Source organism: Sporosarcina jeotgali (assembly GCF_033304595.1).
GTDB classification, from domain to species: Bacteria; Bacillota; Bacilli; order Bacillales_A; family Planococcaceae; genus Sporosarcina; species Sporosarcina jeotgali.
Genome location: NZ_CP116341.1, coordinates 437,498 through 453,321 on the forward strand (window position 1 = coordinate 437,498; position 15,824 = coordinate 453,321).

Annotated in this window: 13 protein-coding genes; 9 read left to right on the forward strand and 4 right to left on the reverse strand. The window is 41.1% G+C overall.

Annotated features, from left to right (window positions below):
* The first annotated feature begins 110 nt into the window (after positions 1-110).
* From PGH26_RS02120 to PGH26_RS02140, 5 genes are all read left to right on the forward strand, one after another.
* Positions 111-866 carry an Ig-like domain-containing domain gene (locus PGH26_RS02120; RefSeq protein ID WP_323692389.1) on the forward strand — a complete coding sequence of 252 codons (756 nt, stop codon included), beginning with the start codon at positions 111-113 and terminating at the stop codon, positions 864-866.
* A 14-nt stretch (positions 867-880) separates the two neighbouring features.
* Positions 881-2,533 carry a hypothetical protein gene (locus tag PGH26_RS02125; RefSeq protein WP_323692390.1) on the forward strand — a complete coding sequence of 551 codons (1,653 nt, stop codon included), beginning with the start codon at positions 881-883 and terminating at the stop codon, positions 2,531-2,533.
* A gap of 501 nt (positions 2,534-3,034) precedes the next feature.
* Positions 3,035-4,135, forward strand: a complete 1,101-nt coding sequence (locus tag PGH26_RS02130) for a DNA sulfur modification protein DndB (protein WP_323692391.1) — start codon at positions 3,035-3,037, stop codon at positions 4,133-4,135.
* Positions 4,129-5,172 carry a DNA sulfur modification protein DndB gene (locus PGH26_RS02135; RefSeq protein WP_323692392.1) on the forward strand — a complete coding sequence of 348 codons (1,044 nt, stop codon included), beginning with the start codon at positions 4,129-4,131 and terminating at the stop codon, positions 5,170-5,172. Before PGH26_RS02130 ends, PGH26_RS02135 begins: the two co-directional genes overlap by 7 nt.
* 153 nt (positions 5,173-5,325) lie before the next feature.
* Positions 5,326-5,874, forward strand: coding sequence for a competence protein ComK (locus tag PGH26_RS02140; protein ID WP_323692393.1), 549 nt, complete (start codon positions 5,326-5,328; stop codon positions 5,872-5,874).
* Between the two features lie 445 nt (positions 5,875-6,319).
* On the opposite strand, the gene PGH26_RS02145 is transcribed toward PGH26_RS02140, so the two are convergent.
* The 4 genes from PGH26_RS02145 to PGH26_RS02160 all read right to left on the reverse strand — a co-directional run bounded on the left by PGH26_RS02145 (position 6,320) and on the right by PGH26_RS02160 (position 11,198).
* Positions 6,320-7,834: an Ig-like domain-containing domain gene (locus PGH26_RS02145; protein WP_323692394.1), complete on the reverse strand. Its 1,515-nt coding sequence runs from the start codon at positions 7,832-7,834 to the stop codon at positions 6,320-6,322.
* A 702-nt stretch (positions 7,835-8,536) separates the two neighbouring features.
* A complete protein-coding gene (locus PGH26_RS02150) occupies positions 8,537-9,520 on the reverse strand; it encodes a lysozyme inhibitor LprI family protein (RefSeq protein WP_323692395.1) in 984 nt (327 codons plus the stop codon).
* A 241-nt stretch (positions 9,521-9,761) separates the two neighbouring features.
* Complete coding sequence (locus PGH26_RS02155) at positions 9,762-10,559, reverse strand: hypothetical protein (protein ID WP_323692396.1); 798 nt, start codon at positions 10,557-10,559, stop codon at positions 9,762-9,764.
* A gap of 147 nt (positions 10,560-10,706) precedes the next feature.
* A complete protein-coding gene (locus PGH26_RS02160) occupies positions 10,707-11,198 on the reverse strand; it encodes a sigma-70 family RNA polymerase sigma factor (RefSeq protein ID WP_323692397.1) in 492 nt (163 codons plus the stop codon).
* A gap of 689 nt (positions 11,199-11,887) precedes the next feature.
* Here PGH26_RS02160 and PGH26_RS02165 point away from each other — a divergent pair.
* From PGH26_RS02165 to PGH26_RS02180, 4 genes are all read left to right on the forward strand, one after another.
* On the forward strand, positions 11,888-12,436 hold the full coding sequence (locus tag PGH26_RS02165) for a competence protein ComK (protein ID WP_323692398.1): 549 nt from the start codon (positions 11,888-11,890) through the stop codon (positions 12,434-12,436).
* Positions 12,437-12,623: 187 nt separating this feature from the next.
* Positions 12,624-13,979: an Ig-like domain-containing protein gene (locus PGH26_RS02170; RefSeq protein WP_323692399.1), complete on the forward strand. Its 1,356-nt coding sequence runs from the start codon at positions 12,624-12,626 to the stop codon at positions 13,977-13,979.
* A gap of 351 nt (positions 13,980-14,330) precedes the next feature.
* Complete coding sequence (locus PGH26_RS02175; RefSeq protein WP_323692400.1) at positions 14,331-14,465, forward strand: hypothetical protein; 135 nt, start codon at positions 14,331-14,333, stop codon at positions 14,463-14,465.
* Positions 14,466-14,558: 93 nt separating this feature from the next.
* Entirely contained in the window at positions 14,559-15,539 is a 981-nt protein-coding gene (locus tag PGH26_RS02180; RefSeq protein WP_323692401.1) for a glucosaminidase domain-containing protein, read from the forward strand.
* Positions 15,540-15,824 lie beyond the last annotated feature (285 nt).

The window sequence follows — 15,824 nt, forward strand, 5'->3', positions numbered from 1 at the left end:
TCAGAATTGTATGTGGTCCAGGTACCTCGTTAAAAAAATTTTCTCATATTGAGTATAGGCCTATTGTAATGTAGTATATAAGTGGTATGTATACAGGGAGAGGAAGAGTGATGACGAGGATGATAAGATCGATTAAAAATGGAATGAGTCTTCTTTTTGCATGTGTTTTATTGCTAGGAGGATTGGCGCCAGCAGTGAGCGCTGCGATCCCTACATGGAGTGAGCCGATTGCTCCGAAGACAACAACGGATGTTAATAAAGCATGGACAGTGACCTATTCGGACACCATCGATGCTTCGACTGTAACTGCTGACAATGTTCGGGTGGTTACGGAGTCTGGGGCACCCGTGAAAACGGATGCTGTGGTTGAAGGAAAGACGATTCGTGTCGTTCCTGTTGCAAGTTATGCACCAGGTAAGTATCTATTGTACGTAGGACCAGGAATCCATTCCAAAAAAGGTGAGTTGCAAAAAGCGGATATCAAGTTTTCGTTCGTTGTGGCTCCTGAATCGGAAGCAAAGCCTCAGGTAATTCAATCGATTAAAGAGGGTAGCGTTCAGATTGGTGGTCAGCAATATACTGTGACACCACAGCTGAAAGAGCTGTTTTCTGTTGCTAATAAGAATGCATTGAAGAATGCTTCCGTTACGTTCACAGCTTCAGGGAGTCAAGTGACTGAAGTTCAAGATTTATATCTTGTGAATGGTGGCGATCAGATAGGGGAACAAGTTCTCCAAGGTGGGGGAGGCAAAATCGTAGGGAATCTATACGTAGAAAGCGACTACTATCATGTGCGCAATCTGGCAGTTCAAGGAGATATTCTGTTCTCGGAAATAGTGACGGAAGCTTCACAGCCGACCACTTGACTGTAGAGGGGAAGGTGACGGTACCTGAAACAGTACAGACGGCTGTCCAAACTTTTGCGGCCTATCCCACTACACGAATGACGATTGTTTTCCAAGACTCCTCGATTGCAGTCATCGAGATTAGTAGGAAGGATACGTATGTACAAGGAATGGGGAACACGCAAGTGACTTCAGTGGCGATCATGGCCAATTCTGAACTGTACTTCGATACGAATGTTATCCTCCCGAATGTGAAGATTTCAAAAGGGGTTACGCACATTGACTTGAACGCGACGATCAAGAACGTTGTGATTGAATCGAGCGATGACATCCACATCACGGGAAGCGGAGACTTTGAAAATGTTACTGTCAGTACAAATAAGACGGTGGACTTTGCTGCGAAAGGATCCATCGGCAACCTGAATATGGAGAATGGGACAGGGACTGTTGAGTTAGGCAATGAACTAAACGTATCGAATGTGACATTGCCTCCGGGCAAGACGGCAAACGAAGTAATTAGCAACTTTGAAGGGGTCAAAGATAAAATCGAAAAAGTCGACAATGTCGATAATCCCGCTTATATCCCTGGACAAGTGCCGGAGAATCCGAACGGTCACTTTACAGCAGGCGTGTCGAAGGTTGAAGGTCGGTATGGGTATGTCTCGTTAAATGTTAAAAACCAAGGTTCTTACGAAGTAAAGTATTTACAAAAAGATCGTTTCGTAACACCCCCTACAAACCCCGGAGCAATCGGACAGCAAGTGCCTAAAGGAGCTGTTAGTTTCAAGGATGGCGATCAAATCATCCAATATTATGGACATGAGCTGTTCGTATACCAAGTGGATGCTGCTGGAACAATCAATGATATGAAGGAACTGGATGATCATACAATTGCCCCACCTCGTTATGAACTGGTTGGCAGATCTCTCACTGTAACAGTTCCCATGATTCCTAAGCATTTATCCAATTATGGAGATAGTACAAACCTCTTTATAACAACCGAGAATTTTGCCCAATCCTTTGCAGATCTTACCGAAGATAAATGGACAAAGGTTGATGGTCTTCTGTCCATCACCCTACGATTGAATGGGGACGTTAAAGGGATTACAAAGGTCATAACTGACTTTCCTTCAGTTAAATTTATGTCTTACCTAAATAGAGAATCCAACCCAGTCACTGAAAAGCTATTATTAAATGAATTATACTTACTTTTAAAGTTCGATCAGCCAAAGACTAGAAGTTTTTACATCTATGATTCTATGCATTATTTAGCTTGTGGATATTACGGTGATTTTTCTAATATGGATGACCGTTGCAAAGAACCAGACTTCAAGCCTTTTCAGAGTGATTCTTTAAGTATGGCAACATATCGACAAGAATTATTGAGAAACGAGTTGTCCATAACTACTGCTATAGACTTCAAACGAATTATTGCGAAAGTCGATCTACAGCTGAAAGACAAAGTAGTGACTTATATCAAAGCGGACAAACAAGTGACCGACTTATTCAAAGATGATTTCTATCAATACGATGAGGGAAATCAACTTAAACCGGAAACGACACAGCGAGATATCGACACCGCTCGCCTGGCGGTAAATCAGGTAAGCGATGAATTCACAGAGAAAATGTACCTGAATTGGTTATTGGACACAGCAGGCAGAGAATTATCTGGAGAGTCTGGTAGATAATTCGAATGAAATAGATCACTCCTCTAACCCGTTGGTATGGGTTAGAGGAGTTTTTGTGTTAGTTGTGGATTGTTTTCCCAATATAGAAAGAAAAATGACCATTACTATGCGGAAACTGAAAGAAGAAGGCATTAATATCTCGTATAGAAGAACGGAAACACATTATGAATATGAATTGCTCCATTCATTCTCCTTTAGATATATAAAGCAAGTCGATTTTCGAGGCGATATTAGTACAGAACATATCATTATTCTTGCCAAGCAGTTATCAGATTAGATAGTAGGAGAAGGTTATGGAAAGTAATCATAATATTTAACGAAATGTGCTATGTAATGTGATCGAATGATGCGATAAATCATGGAGAATTGAATTTGTCAAGGAACTGGAGAAAAGTTGGTTGAAACAACCAAATGACAGAAAAAAAGGAGGTAACTTACATTTAGAGTGGACAACATCCAATTCGCTGATTATACTGAAAATATAGGGAAGGGGGAGGGCAGATGGTTGGAGGAGTAACGACTATAATACCAGGAATCCATTATATGCAATTTGGCAAGGAAGTCCTGTTTACGCACATCCGGTTTGCAACACTTGAAGCAATTTTTGAAGTGGATCAGCAAGTGCAGCGCCAGTTGGATCCTCGTAAACGAAGGGACATACGAGATTTCATCCTCAAAAGTTTGGAACAGGATGAGCCATTCTATTTTTCTCCATTTGTTTTTTCCAGCCGGAAACAGATTGAAAGAGGGGAGGAGGATTTCGAACTAGTTGCAGGGAGCAAACTATACATAATCGATGGCCAACACAGAGCATCAGCGTTCTCGTCAGCACTCAGTCACTTGAAATCTCAAAAAGATGCAGCGGAAGAAGCGGGAGATTTTAAAGATGCTGAAAAAGTCAGGAGTCAAATTGATCGTTTAAAAGTATTTCCAGTAACGATGCAAGTATATTTGGATTTGACACAGCAGCAGGAGAGACAACTTTTTACGGATCTTAATACTGAACGTTGTGAAGCCCATCCAGGGCTCCGTATGCAGTACGATCAGCGAGATGCATATATTGCGTTGACACGTGATGTTGCACATCGGTTGAGCAATCATATGGATATAGAGTTTGAAGCGGCAAGGTTAACGGAACAGAATTCCTCAATAACCACATTGACTGCGATGAGAAAGTGTTTGGTTTCACTATTTGAAGGAACGCTTAGTGAGAAAAAGGGGGAACCCTATTATCGCAATTGCAAACCATCGGAGGTACCCCTTGTTGCAAAGCGGTTCTTTGAATCTTGGGAAGAGATCTTTCCAAAAAAGATGCCCAATCGTGAAAACTATGTTTGTTCAAAAACTGGCATCCAAGTAGCATTAGCACAAACGGCACATACGTTAACACGCGGGGAAGGTATTTCACATAAAGAAGCGTTTGAGCTGCTAAAGCTATTGAATAAGCAATGTACGTGGAAACACGATGATCCTGCATTCGCTCATATGTATGACAAAACAGGAGGTCGTATCAAAAATCATTCCTCCACAACGAGTATCAAGCGGACGGTTCTTCAATTCTTGAAGATGATCGACCAAGAAAGGATGGCGGTTTTGTGCTGACGGCATCTGTATTCACTAGAAAACAAGGCATTGCTGTTTACCGCTTGGACGAACTGATCGAACGGGTGGAGGATGGCCGGATCGAATTACGACATGAGAGTAAACACCAAATCAAGATGATTCGAAGGTATATGCTAGACAATGTAGCAAGCGGACAAGTTTACTTTCCTCCGATTGTCGCACGAGTTGAAGTAGGCGCATTGGCAGAAGGGCGGCCAGAGCAATTTTCTGTGATAGACGGTACGCAGAGACTTAAGGCTATGGGGCAATTGAAATCATTCATCACCCGTCTGATCAGCAGCGACGATCCGGAAGAGCACAGCAAAGGGTACATGATGAACAAAATGCTCAATAAGATTGAGATCGCTGTACAGCTGTTTGAAGGATTTACAGAAGAGGAAGCAGACCAGCTGTTCATCGACCTGAATACGAAAGGAAAGAAAGTGTCGCTGTCAAAGCGGATTTCCTATGACTCACGGAACGAACTGAATCGAACTACCAATCTACTAGTGGAGACGCATGCAGGGCTGCAACGTGCAGGCATTGAACAAGAGAAGATTTCAATTCGAAGACCGCGAAATAAAAATCTAGTCTCCTTATCTCAATTACGGCGGTTGGTCGGGTATTTTATGACCGGACAGGGGATCCATTCAAAGCCGATGGCGCAGCAGGAACAAATTATTGAAGTGGCAGAACATTTAGAAGTAATCGGAATTTGGCTGGACGAGCTGTTTACACTTTCGCCTGAAGAGTCGATCGGAAACTATGAACAGTCCATGCTTGCAAATTTCACGCTGCTAGCTGCGGTTGCGGAGTACGCATACGCCGGCCTGTATGATGTCACGCTTGAACAGAAAAAGTTGCAAATAACGGATCGTATGAGGAAGTTGCAACATATTAATTGGCACTCCAGACGGGAAGAATGGAAGCGCTTCGACGGAGCTACACGAGGAAAAGAGCAGTTGTACTTCTTTAATCAGGATAAGGCTACACACGCCGCTTTGGTTACGTGGCTTCGCCGTGAAGGAGGTGAGTGATTGAGAAGGAAAGAAAACGAAAGAAATCTCCGAGTGTGATAGTCCTGCAAGACCCACTCGGAGATGCTCGGCTGGGGTATACCAGCTATTACGAAGTATACCCCTTTTTTCAAGGGAGCACCACGTTCCCGTAAAAAAAGGAGGAAACTATGAATGACACACAACCAACATGGCATCTTAACTACTGAAGCAAGCATCATCTTTCCACATTTTACTGAACGAGGTGAACTCCACTCCAAGTACATGGAGGGAGATCGATTTTACATCGTTGAGAAGAAGCCCTACGATCTCATCGACTTCAACTTGCGCTTGAGCGGTACCAGCTTAAAGGGCGCTGTGGAAGGAGCCCATGTGGTCCTGGGCTCAGGTACCATGACTCCTGTTGTTCTAAGTAAGAAACATTCGATTTACTGGACACCAATCATGTCACCAAAATCTCCACACTGCATTTGGGTATCACTCGCCCATATCCGGAAATTTGTCAAGAACAAGAAAGGTGAAGTAACGGTGTATCTAAAAAATGAGAGTACTGTCGACTTGCCTTGCAGCTACTATAAATTCGAACGGCGTATTTCACGAGCGTACACACTTCGATACAAGATCGAGTCTAATGCAGACCAAGTAGTGAAAGTGGCTGAACCTTATTTGAAAACGTATTACATTCGGAAGAAGTTGGGATTGAATTATGAGGTGGAGGAGTAAGGGATGAGGATAGGACTAAGTAAAGAATAAACAAACCGCAGTGGAAGGTATGTACCATACATTTTAATCGACGAATACTAAGTATGAGATAGAGTTGAGGAAGTAACGTGTAAAATCGTTGTCTTCTCTGATGTTGCCCATCCGGGTGAGTGTCACTTTTTTAACTGCATCGTTTGAATTCACTTCATTGGATGTAATTGTCTTGCTTAAGAAATGGGAAACTATTTTTTTTAGCTGTTTATTAATGAGGAATTAGGAGAGCGTAACCTAGCTGCGTAGTTATCACACCAATAAGATGGTTTGCGCTTAGTGACTAGCTTTTACCGCCACAAAAAAGTAAGCCCTCTAATCGATTACTCGATTAGAGGGCTTACACTATCTTTTCCTATCTACATAGTTTCTCTACAATGTATGAGTTGTGTGTGGTCCAGGCACCTAATGCGTATTATTTATCTTGTTGAAGTTTATATTCTAACTGTCGAGTGTTTTTGGGAATCGGATAGACCGGTTGCTTGGAATCCCGATTCGCCTTGAAAAACTCAATTTGATAGTCCTTCATTTCCTCGGAATAACCATGACCAATCCCGACATCCAGTATAAACATCGCGTTTCCTCCACTTTGATGGTATAAATCCATCATCATTTCTGCACGGGGGAGTGTTTCTTTACTAAATGCCCGGATAATGATATTACGTTCTGTCTCACTAAAGGCATCCGTGTAAGGCAGTGTAACATTACTGTCGTCTTTACCCATATAGACGAGTTTAGCCATTTTATTTACGTCAGGCAGGCTAAACTTCTTTTCTGTAATCATCTCGTAGTCTGACACACCGATTGGGAAAATCAGACTTTGGCCTTTGTGCTGTGCAACAGGCATCATCATATCATCAAGTGTTGCTCCGGATGCTACCGCTTTAACAACTTCTGGGTGGAGCATAGAGAAACGGTCAGTAAAGGTCCCGCCCGAAGAATAGCCGGACAAGTACATTTGATCCGTCTCTACACTTTGTACGTAACTGTTTAAGTAGGCTGCTGCATGCTTGAACATTGCGATGATTTGCTCGTCGTAATCGATATAATCTTCCGCGTTTAAGCTGAGCTCTTCATAGCCTCTGCGTATATCTTTTGCAAAGTCGAACGTTAATAACTGCTTGAAACGTGCAGTATCTCTATCAAATGAATGTTCATCTATACAGTTCATTTCTCTGTTTTCATCTCTGTAACAGACGTGTGATCTAGGTGCAGCAGGCATAATCATAGGTACCCATAACTGTTCTGCTGTCTGTACTGAAAACTGGGATTGATCGTGCAAAGTACGTTTTACCCAATACTCGGTTCCATCTGCACTTGTAGGGCCGCTATTTGCTGTGTCCAATACGATATAGCGCTTGGCTCGGTTATTACCATCTTGATATTTATAGTTGGCTGAAGGAATGCGAATATAATAAGGGAAATTAAAACCTTTTTCAGGCATTGCGGGTACTCTAATAATTTGGGAATCCGTATAGTTAGGATCTGCTGCAACTTTTACAGGGTCAATGATTGAATTCAAGTCGCTAGTTGTTTTGAAGGGCATCTTATAACGATTACCATTATTCAGGAATATTTTAAGAGTATAAGCTTGATTGGTTTCATACCGTTCAATAGGGTGAATGGTTAATTGGTTTAGTCCGGAAATTGAAATTTTCACTGGTATGAATTCTCCGCTTTTCTCAATTACAGCGCCATCCACTTTGTTTAATGTAACCTCTTGGTTAAAGGTAACTGTCCATTCCTTTTCTAGCGGGACATCGGTTTTTAACGGGAATTCGTTCCATTCACCCGCCTGTAATCTAGCAGTAACCAATGTTTCATTTTTTATTCCAAATTGGTCTAGACCATCGTGCGCACTCGCTGTAAAATTCGGCCACCCTAATAATAGTCCCAAAATTAGGGTGATTGGTAATGTTGTTTTTTTCATTTAGTTCGCCTCCGATGATACTTTTTACCTATTTATCATATGACATAAGACGCTTCATGACAAGGTGAGCTTGATAGGTAACTGTACCTCATACAATTTCATATTAAACGCTGTGTACCACACGATTATTTCACAAAACTACGGCTGGATACAATTCGAATTCTCTTCAAAAGTTTGAAGATGTGAAGAGAAAATGAAGAAATATTGGTCTGGATGATGGAAATACAGTAGGTTTAGAGGTTGCTGTATCGCCATAATTCAACATGATTTATTGTGAAATCATCAAGTTATTTCAGTGAAGTAAAAGAGATCATCGTCCTTTAATGAGGATTGATTAACCCTTTTTGCTTGCAAAGAATAGCTATAAGTATTAACTTCGATGATTTCAGGAAGATTGCCAATTAAAGATAATTGCAGCTTGGTATATGTTTAATTTTAATGATTTTATTGAAATGAATTATGAGTAGTGTATGAACTGCATGTGGTCCAGGTACCTTATACAATATATTTCAGATAATTTTTTAATGAAATATGAAACCCTCTTCTCGCTAAGTTGAGTAGAGGGTTTTTAGGCATGTGAAACCACTTCAGAAATTGCAAATTCTAGTAATGAATATTTTTACTTTGGGAATCTTTTATGATGGTACGCACGTCTGACAACTGCCAAAATCATTTAGCAGCTGTACATTGAAAATTATCTGCTTAACGTAAATAGTTTACAATCAAATAATCCACCCGTTCAGTCGTTTGCGTAGCCAGATAGTCCATTCCAATCGCTCTGTCTATTGCTGTATCTGCAGAATAATCGGCGAATCCTTGCTCTTTTTGCTGTATCCAGCGTTTTTGGTCCGCTTTCAATTTTTCGAATTCATTTGCGGGCATCGTCTGTTTTAATTGCCCCCAAATTTCATTCAGCAAATTATCCCATTCATTGTAGTACTGCCCGTAAAAACCTTGACGCATGTCCTGATCATTTGGATAAGCAGTTCTTGCTTCAAGAATGATCTGGTCACGAAGCTGATCTGCTTTCTGCTGATAACGGGATTGTAAGCTGCCGCTTGGCGCAGCAGGTGAGGTCTGCTTCTTATCCCATTTGGATTTCAGTTCGTTTTCTTTAGATTTCTGTTGCTCACGTTCTTCAGCTTTTGCAGCTTCGTCGTTTGCTTTCTCCTCAGCCAGTGCTTTCTCTTCAGCTTTCTGTCTCTTCTTTTCAGCTGTCTTTGCCGCAATTTCCTCTTGGTCGCGAATCTTTTTTGCAGCAGCTGCTTCCTTTTCTTCTTTCTTTCTAGCTATTTCAATTTCCTTGTCCATATCCAGTACACGCTCGAAAGAGAGGTGAAGATCTTTACTTTCAGCATCCATGAAATTGAGGATCTTGATTTTGTTCTTAGCTTCTATTTTTCCTTCCATAAAAAACTGGTAAGTGGATGTTCCTGGTTCTGCAATGTCAATGATGAATTTGCCTTTCTCCAGTTCAGTAACTCTGTAATCTACAGTCATGGGAGAACTGTCAGCGCCTTCGCGTACTGCCAGCCGTCCATCACCGAATTCGACGTATCGATCTGTGACATCTGCGTTTTTAATCTTCCAAGTACCTGCTAATTCTTCTTCAACGGAACGGCCGCATCCGGTCAATACAACCCCGATAATTACAAATAGCAATGCAAAATGTACAATCTTTTTCATTATAAATCTTCCTTTCTGAGTCTTATCATGAACGAGTAGTAAAAAGAACCTAGTTGTCTAAGTAAGTACTAGGCCAATTATATCCCGGAAGTATTTGGAAGTAAAACCTTATTTATAGAAGAATTGCGGAATAAATAGTCTGTGAAACATAACACAGAGTCAAAATTGTATTTCATTTTTCTTTTGTTTGTACTTTTGAAACAGACCATGAAGCAAAGGGGAGTCGTTTATGAGAATTGTCTCACTCCCCTGGATACGAGAAATCATCCACCGAAACACTATACTCCTGATGAATCGTCGAAAAAAGCTCGTCTAAAATCATTTGACGCAGAACTCCGCTGAAGTATCCGGGCAAGCTGCGGATGTTTTTGGATTTAGAAGCCATGACGGTAATATGAGTTGCCCGATAAGCGAGAGTTTCAAAGAGTTCATCAAGACCTTTATAAATCTCGAATTTCAGCATGCGTCCAGATAATGATTTGTGGATTCCATAAAGTTCCCGTGCTTTTGAGTGATCTCCCGTGAAGGCAAGCAGGGATTTCATTCTTCCAAATAGCGTTGTGGATAACCTTTCAGACGAAGGCTGAGACGTCTTTATAAGATCTTTAGGCTTTTGAGATTTAGAGAAAGAAGGTTCGTTTTTGAATTGTGGCTGAGAAACCGCGTCCTCATTAACTTCCTGACGGGCTGTTCCACTGTCCATTTTCCCCTGGTCAACTATAGGCAAAATAACATAAATGTTAGCTCCCAGACCGCTCATCACTGGCCGTACATAGTGGATGCGTTCGATGATTTCAAGATTTTCCAACTTGCGGAGTGAGCGGCGGACGGTCGAGTTCGAAAGTCCGAGTTTCGTTTCAATCGTCTGGTGTTTCAAATGGGCAGCTAAATATTTGACGGAGTAACAGCGGATCATTTCCAGAACGGAGCGATCTGTTTTGTTCATAGCATTCCAATGGATGTCGACATGGCGACGTGCAGCAGTGTCCATTTCTTCTTTTGAATTGAAATTAGCATAACGAGATAGATAGTGTGTCATGTTAGAATCCCCTTTTTACAAGCTATATAGAGATGAGGGGACGAAAAGTAGACAGGTGGTTCAATTAAATTTTTGAAATGACTCAAACTATGCAAAAATAACGCGCTTCCATAGTGAATAGCGCGTTATTGCTCTTACTTCGTATATTCAGCTAGTCTTTCTGTCAATGAGTTGTCTTCTCAACTTTTGCAGAAGACGTTCTTTGCGTTTCTTTACACCGGGAACGGAAATTCCGAAATGAGCAGCGCACGCAGCTTGCGAGATTCGGTTTTCATAGAGTAAAACAAGCAGCTCCCGTTCTTGTATGGAAAGTTCAGTTAAGATGTCTTCCAATGGACCATAATCGATTTCTGTTAATGGGGTTGCCCCTGCAAATTCCAACAGGTCGTCTTCTGCAGACATATGCACGTCATTGAAACGGGTTTCCCGTTTTAGTTCATCGAGCATCGCACCATAAACAGAACGGTAGGCATAGGGGGTGAAATTCCCTTTGGTTTCGTCGAATCGCTGCCACGCCTGCCATAGTGCAACTCTTCCTGTTTGCCGGAAGTGATCGTAATCACGATAGATGTGCAATTTTCGCATGACGGCAGATAACATCGGTTCATATCGGTCAAGTACTTCTTCGAATGAGTTCAAATTAGTCAGCCTTTACAGGCCGTGCACGACGCGTTTGTATTCCCTGGGTGACTTCATCATAAAGAGAGCATTTCGAAAAAACGAGTTTTGGTTTTTGAAAAACCGCTTAGGATTTAGTGAAGAATTTCATAGAATTTCTTGAGTTTTAGCCAAAGTATAATTCAATTTTCAATGTATAAATATGGATGAAATTATGTTCTGCAGATTTTATCGAATTATTAGTTCATAGATCTACATCAATAAGGGGCCAAATGTGTACCATTTTGATACGTATTGTATTTTTATGGATTTTACTAGTTAAAATTACGTTAAATACTTCTATATATTTCAATTTTTCTATTGCTATTAACATGGGATATTATATAATAAAATTAATTGAGTATATTCTGTTAATTTTATGAAGGTATTGAAATCGTTTTACTGAAATGGGAGATCTTGCATGACGCTGTGGATTCTAAGATTTCGATAACTCATTTGTTCCACAGCAGATTGATAGGATTATGGGAGGTTAGAAAGGTCATTAAAGGAGGTGAGTGCAGTTGTGAATGGAACGCAAAAAAACCTTAAGCGATACTAGTCTGCGCAGACCCAATCGCTTAAGGCAAAGCAGCTGGGTATACCAGCCTATATGCTAGTATACCCTTTTTAAACTAAAAATAAAGAGAAAACTGAAAAAGGGGAGTAGAATCTTGCATACTAAAGAGACTTATATCATTACAACAGAAACGAGTGTCATCTTTCCATATTTTAATGAGTGCGGCAGGTTGCTGTCTATGATACTAGAAGGGGATCAGATTGTGATTGTGCGCTGCTCACCGACAGAAATCATCGATTTCAATTTGCGTCGCGGCGGCAGCAGTTTGAAAGGTGCGGTGGAGGGAGCCAATGAGATCTTAGGAAGCAGTTCGTTGTCCCCGGTTGCGATCAGCAAAAAACATGGCATTTACATGACCCCTACCTGTTCATCCAGACTGCCCGAATGTATATGGATGGCGATTGGACATGTTAAACAGTACGTGGAAAACGAAGAGAAGCAAGTATCAGTCATCTTAAATAATGGCAGTCGAGTGGATCTGCCCATCAGTTTTTATAAATTTGATACGCGCTATCTACGCGCATGTAAGCTTCAATATGGGATTGAAACGAATACCGATCAGGTCATGAAAGTGCGTGAGAAATACACGCAGTCTTATATACTTAAGAAGAATGTGAAAGGATTGAATTATACGGAAGAGTAATCCGAAAGTTAGCGATACTTAGAGTAGAATCCCTTGCCGTTACTATCGGCTAAGGGATTTTTGAATTAAGAAGGACTGTGACCCCTTAAATTACATGAAGAGAAAATTATGCCGATAAAACGATTGATATGTATTTTGGCAGTCAGGCTGTCAGCAAGAAAAAATTACTTTAAAAAAGGGTGAAATCATGAGTAAAAAACAATTTAAAGCAATCGTATCCTATCTTTTTTTAACTGCAGCTATGCTTGTGGCGATCGGAATCGGGGGAGCGAGGTTCCACGCTGCGCATGCTGAAACTTCTATGGCAGCAGAGGATGTCTATTTAACACCAATGGAAATCTCTGATCTGATGAAGCCGTGGACTATCACTTTTTCACAGCCAGTTTCAACAATTGACTTTAAAGAGGGCTTTGTCTATATCCTGAAAAACAATAGAGAGCAGGTGAAAACTGTTCCTTCTTTTTCAGCAGATGGACGAGTCTTGACGCTCACCCCCGTTTTGCCATATGAATGCAATCAAGATTATGTGGTAAAAGTGACGAAAGATGTCACTAGTGCCAAGGGGAGTAAGCTTTCACGCGGAATGCTGCGTTCTTTCTATTGCACAAATCCCGATACCATTGTGCCAAGAAGTGCAGCGGACATACAGAAGAAATGGAACCAGCTGAAACCTGTCTATTCTGGACCGCTCTTTGAAGACGAACCTCTCGCAACTGCGCCGTATAAGAAAGGGAAGCTGGCGTCTGGAGTTTCTGAAGATGCGAAGAATATGGTGAATTTCATACGGTATCTAGCTTATTTAGAGGAAAGTGCCCGTATTGATGAGGATTATGAGAGCGCAGCTCAAGCAGCTGCAGTCGTCAACGCCGCGAATGGTACAATTTCCCACGCGCCGAAGTTACCTAGTGGTATGCCAAATGCATTGTATGAAGAGGGTTTCCGTGGTGCCAGTACAAGTAACTTAGCGATGGGATATGAGTCTATCATTTCTTCTATTAGAAAAGGGTATATGTCTGATGCCGATACGAGTAATCGTGATAGAGTGGGACATCGCAGATGGATTTTGTCTTCTCACTTAGAATCGATCGGTTTTGGGATGGCTTATTCGCAAGCAGGGCGCGCATCTTCAGCCATGAAGGTATTTGGAGACACTGCTAGAGTTCTGCCCTATACAGAAATTTCTTGGCCGGCTAAAGGTCAGATGCCTGCGAGTTTTGTGGGGGAAAATGATCCATGGTCCATTTCGCTAAATCCTGATGTGTACGATGCTTCCTCTGCACAGGACCTGAAAGTTACGTTGACTCGTCAAAGAGATGGACGTACTTGGAAATTTACAGCACTTGGAGAAACTTCGGATGGCTATTTCAATATTGACTATGGGAATTATGGCCACACACCTTTTACGGTAATTGTTCAGCCGAAAGCAACGGGAGGATATATACCTGGTGATGTCTACGATTTGAAAATTACTGGACTGCAAGGAATCGATGGACAGCCATTCGTGTATATGCAAACTACTTCGTTTTTTGAGTTGAAGGAGTGACTTAGTTTTTTTAGACCACGTCATCAGAAAACTAACAACACTGTTATTTGAAGAATTCGTTGGAAATTAAGTTGCGGATCGAGACAATCATGCTCTGATTTTGAAAGGTCTATTATGACACAGAAAACTAAAAGGAGACATATTCGAATGCTCGCGTGTGTCTCCTTTTCTTACTTCAATTTAGTTACCTAAGTAACCAGTCTGATTTCTATTAGAGTGGGGTTCCATTGTTTGTATATAGAAATAGAAGTTCAAACTAGATTTCTTCCGTTAGAATTGTTTAATTAATTCCAAATTCATCCTATAATTTCATTGGTTTTCCTGTATAATCACTCCTTAGGGGGAGATATCTTGAAAACTTTTAAAAAATTTATAGTAACGAATGTACTTATGTGTGCTGTTGTATGTACAGCGTTAATAGTTACAGCTCAGGCTGCAAATAATCCCTGGCCGCATGAACCAAAAACTCCAACGGACATGCAATGAACAATTAAATTCAGCAATCCAGTCGATAAAAAGACTGCTACTGCGGATACAATCTTTGTAACGAATAGTGCAGGTGAACAGTTTTATATTCCTATGGCGAATAGTAAACTGCTGCCGTCACAAACTGTAACGAATCAGTCGTATTACTACGTAAAGAACGGTTCAATATACCACAATCTTTATTCTCATTCTGGTAAAAAGTTTGAGGTTTACGAAGCGGGAAAAGCTCCTGGCTTCATGGAAGAAGGAAAAAAGTATTACAGCACTGACAGCGCTAATTTTACAAGTGAATCAGGCAAATTTGTGGGTACTGCACATCAGTATTTTCAGTACTTGCCATTGCTAAGTAAGACAAGCTATACGGCAGAAGAGATTGATGTGTATATTATGAAGAAACTTCAGCAACTTGAAAAAGACTATCCAAATAATCCAGACTATAAAAATGCAAGTCAACGCAGTAAACTAATTGGAATCGGGACGCTGTTAAAACAAATGGAGAGCACATATCATGTCAATGCCCTCCACGTATTAGGCATCTCACAGAATGAAAGTACTTATGGGTTAAGTGACCATGCTCAAAAGAATAACAACTTATTTGGTTTGTATGTCTCAGATACAAATCCAGCGAATAAACAATTTTCAAGCATTGAAGCAAATGTGAAGGAGCTTATGACAGCTTTTTTAACGAAAAATTATTTACCTCCTAAAGGGGCCTATGCAAATGGGACTAATCTTGGAAACAAAGCGGTGGGGGTAAATGTAAAGTATGCATCGGATCCATACTGGGGTTCTAAAATTGCGGGGCACATGTACCGCATAGACCGTGAAATGGGCGGACATGAACTTGCGAATCCTAAGGATATCCGAATTGCCAACACGAAGTCTTTAAAATTTCGGTTGGATCCTAGTACAAATCAGGACTATGCGTATCACTATAAAAATATTGGAATGCCGCTAACCGTTATTGACGATCAAATTGCCGAAGCGCCATGGATGATAGTCCAGTCTGATATTGCGCCGCATGGTGTGTTGTACACGCATGGGGATTTTGTAGACAAGTTGCAACTGCCTTGAAAAGAAAATGAATAATTCTGCAATAGACCTTCTCTTAACTGATTTTTTGTAAGCCCCCAATTAAATAACGCATAGGCAACGCAGCACCCCGCTTGGTACGATATTCGTATCAAACAGGAGGTGCTTTCTTTGTTTTTAAACCCTTTAACGATAGTCCCCGTTTCCTTACAACCCACCAAAAGTGAACAAACTCCAGCAAATCCAACGAAGACCTCCGGTCACTGTCAAATCAAGATTGGTAGCGCTGAAGTCACACTCCAGAATGGCGTGGATGAACGGATTATC

What these genes read in the sequence shown, in the direction of transcription:
- PGH26_RS02140 (WP_323692393.1), top strand. Translation starts at nt 5,326, where the DNA reads ATGACACACAACCAACATGGCATCTTAACTACTGAAGCAAGCATCATC.
- PGH26_RS02180 (WP_323692401.1), top strand. Translation starts at nt 14,559, where the DNA reads ATGGCGAATAGTAAACTGCTGCCGTCACAAACTGTAACGAATCAGTCG.
- PGH26_RS02120 (WP_323692389.1), top strand. Translation starts at nt 111, where the DNA reads ATGACGAGGATGATAAGATCGATTAAAAATGGAATGAGTCTTCTTTTT.
- PGH26_RS02145 (WP_323692394.1), bottom strand. Translation starts at nt 7,834, where the DNA reads ATGAAAAAAACAACATTACCAATCACCCTAATTTTGGGACTATTATTA.
- PGH26_RS02150 (WP_323692395.1), bottom strand. Translation starts at nt 9,520, where the DNA reads ATGAAAAAGATTGTACATTTTGCATTGCTATTTGTAATTATCGGGGTT.
- PGH26_RS02170 (WP_323692399.1), top strand. Translation starts at nt 12,624, where the DNA reads ATGAGTAAAAAACAATTTAAAGCAATCGTATCCTATCTTTTTTTAACT.
- PGH26_RS02130 (WP_323692391.1), top strand. Translation starts at nt 3,035, where the DNA reads ATGGTTGGAGGAGTAACGACTATAATACCAGGAATCCATTATATGCAA.
- PGH26_RS02155 (WP_323692396.1), bottom strand. Translation starts at nt 10,559, where the DNA reads ATGACACACTATCTATCTCGTTATGCTAATTTCAATTCAAAAGAAGAA.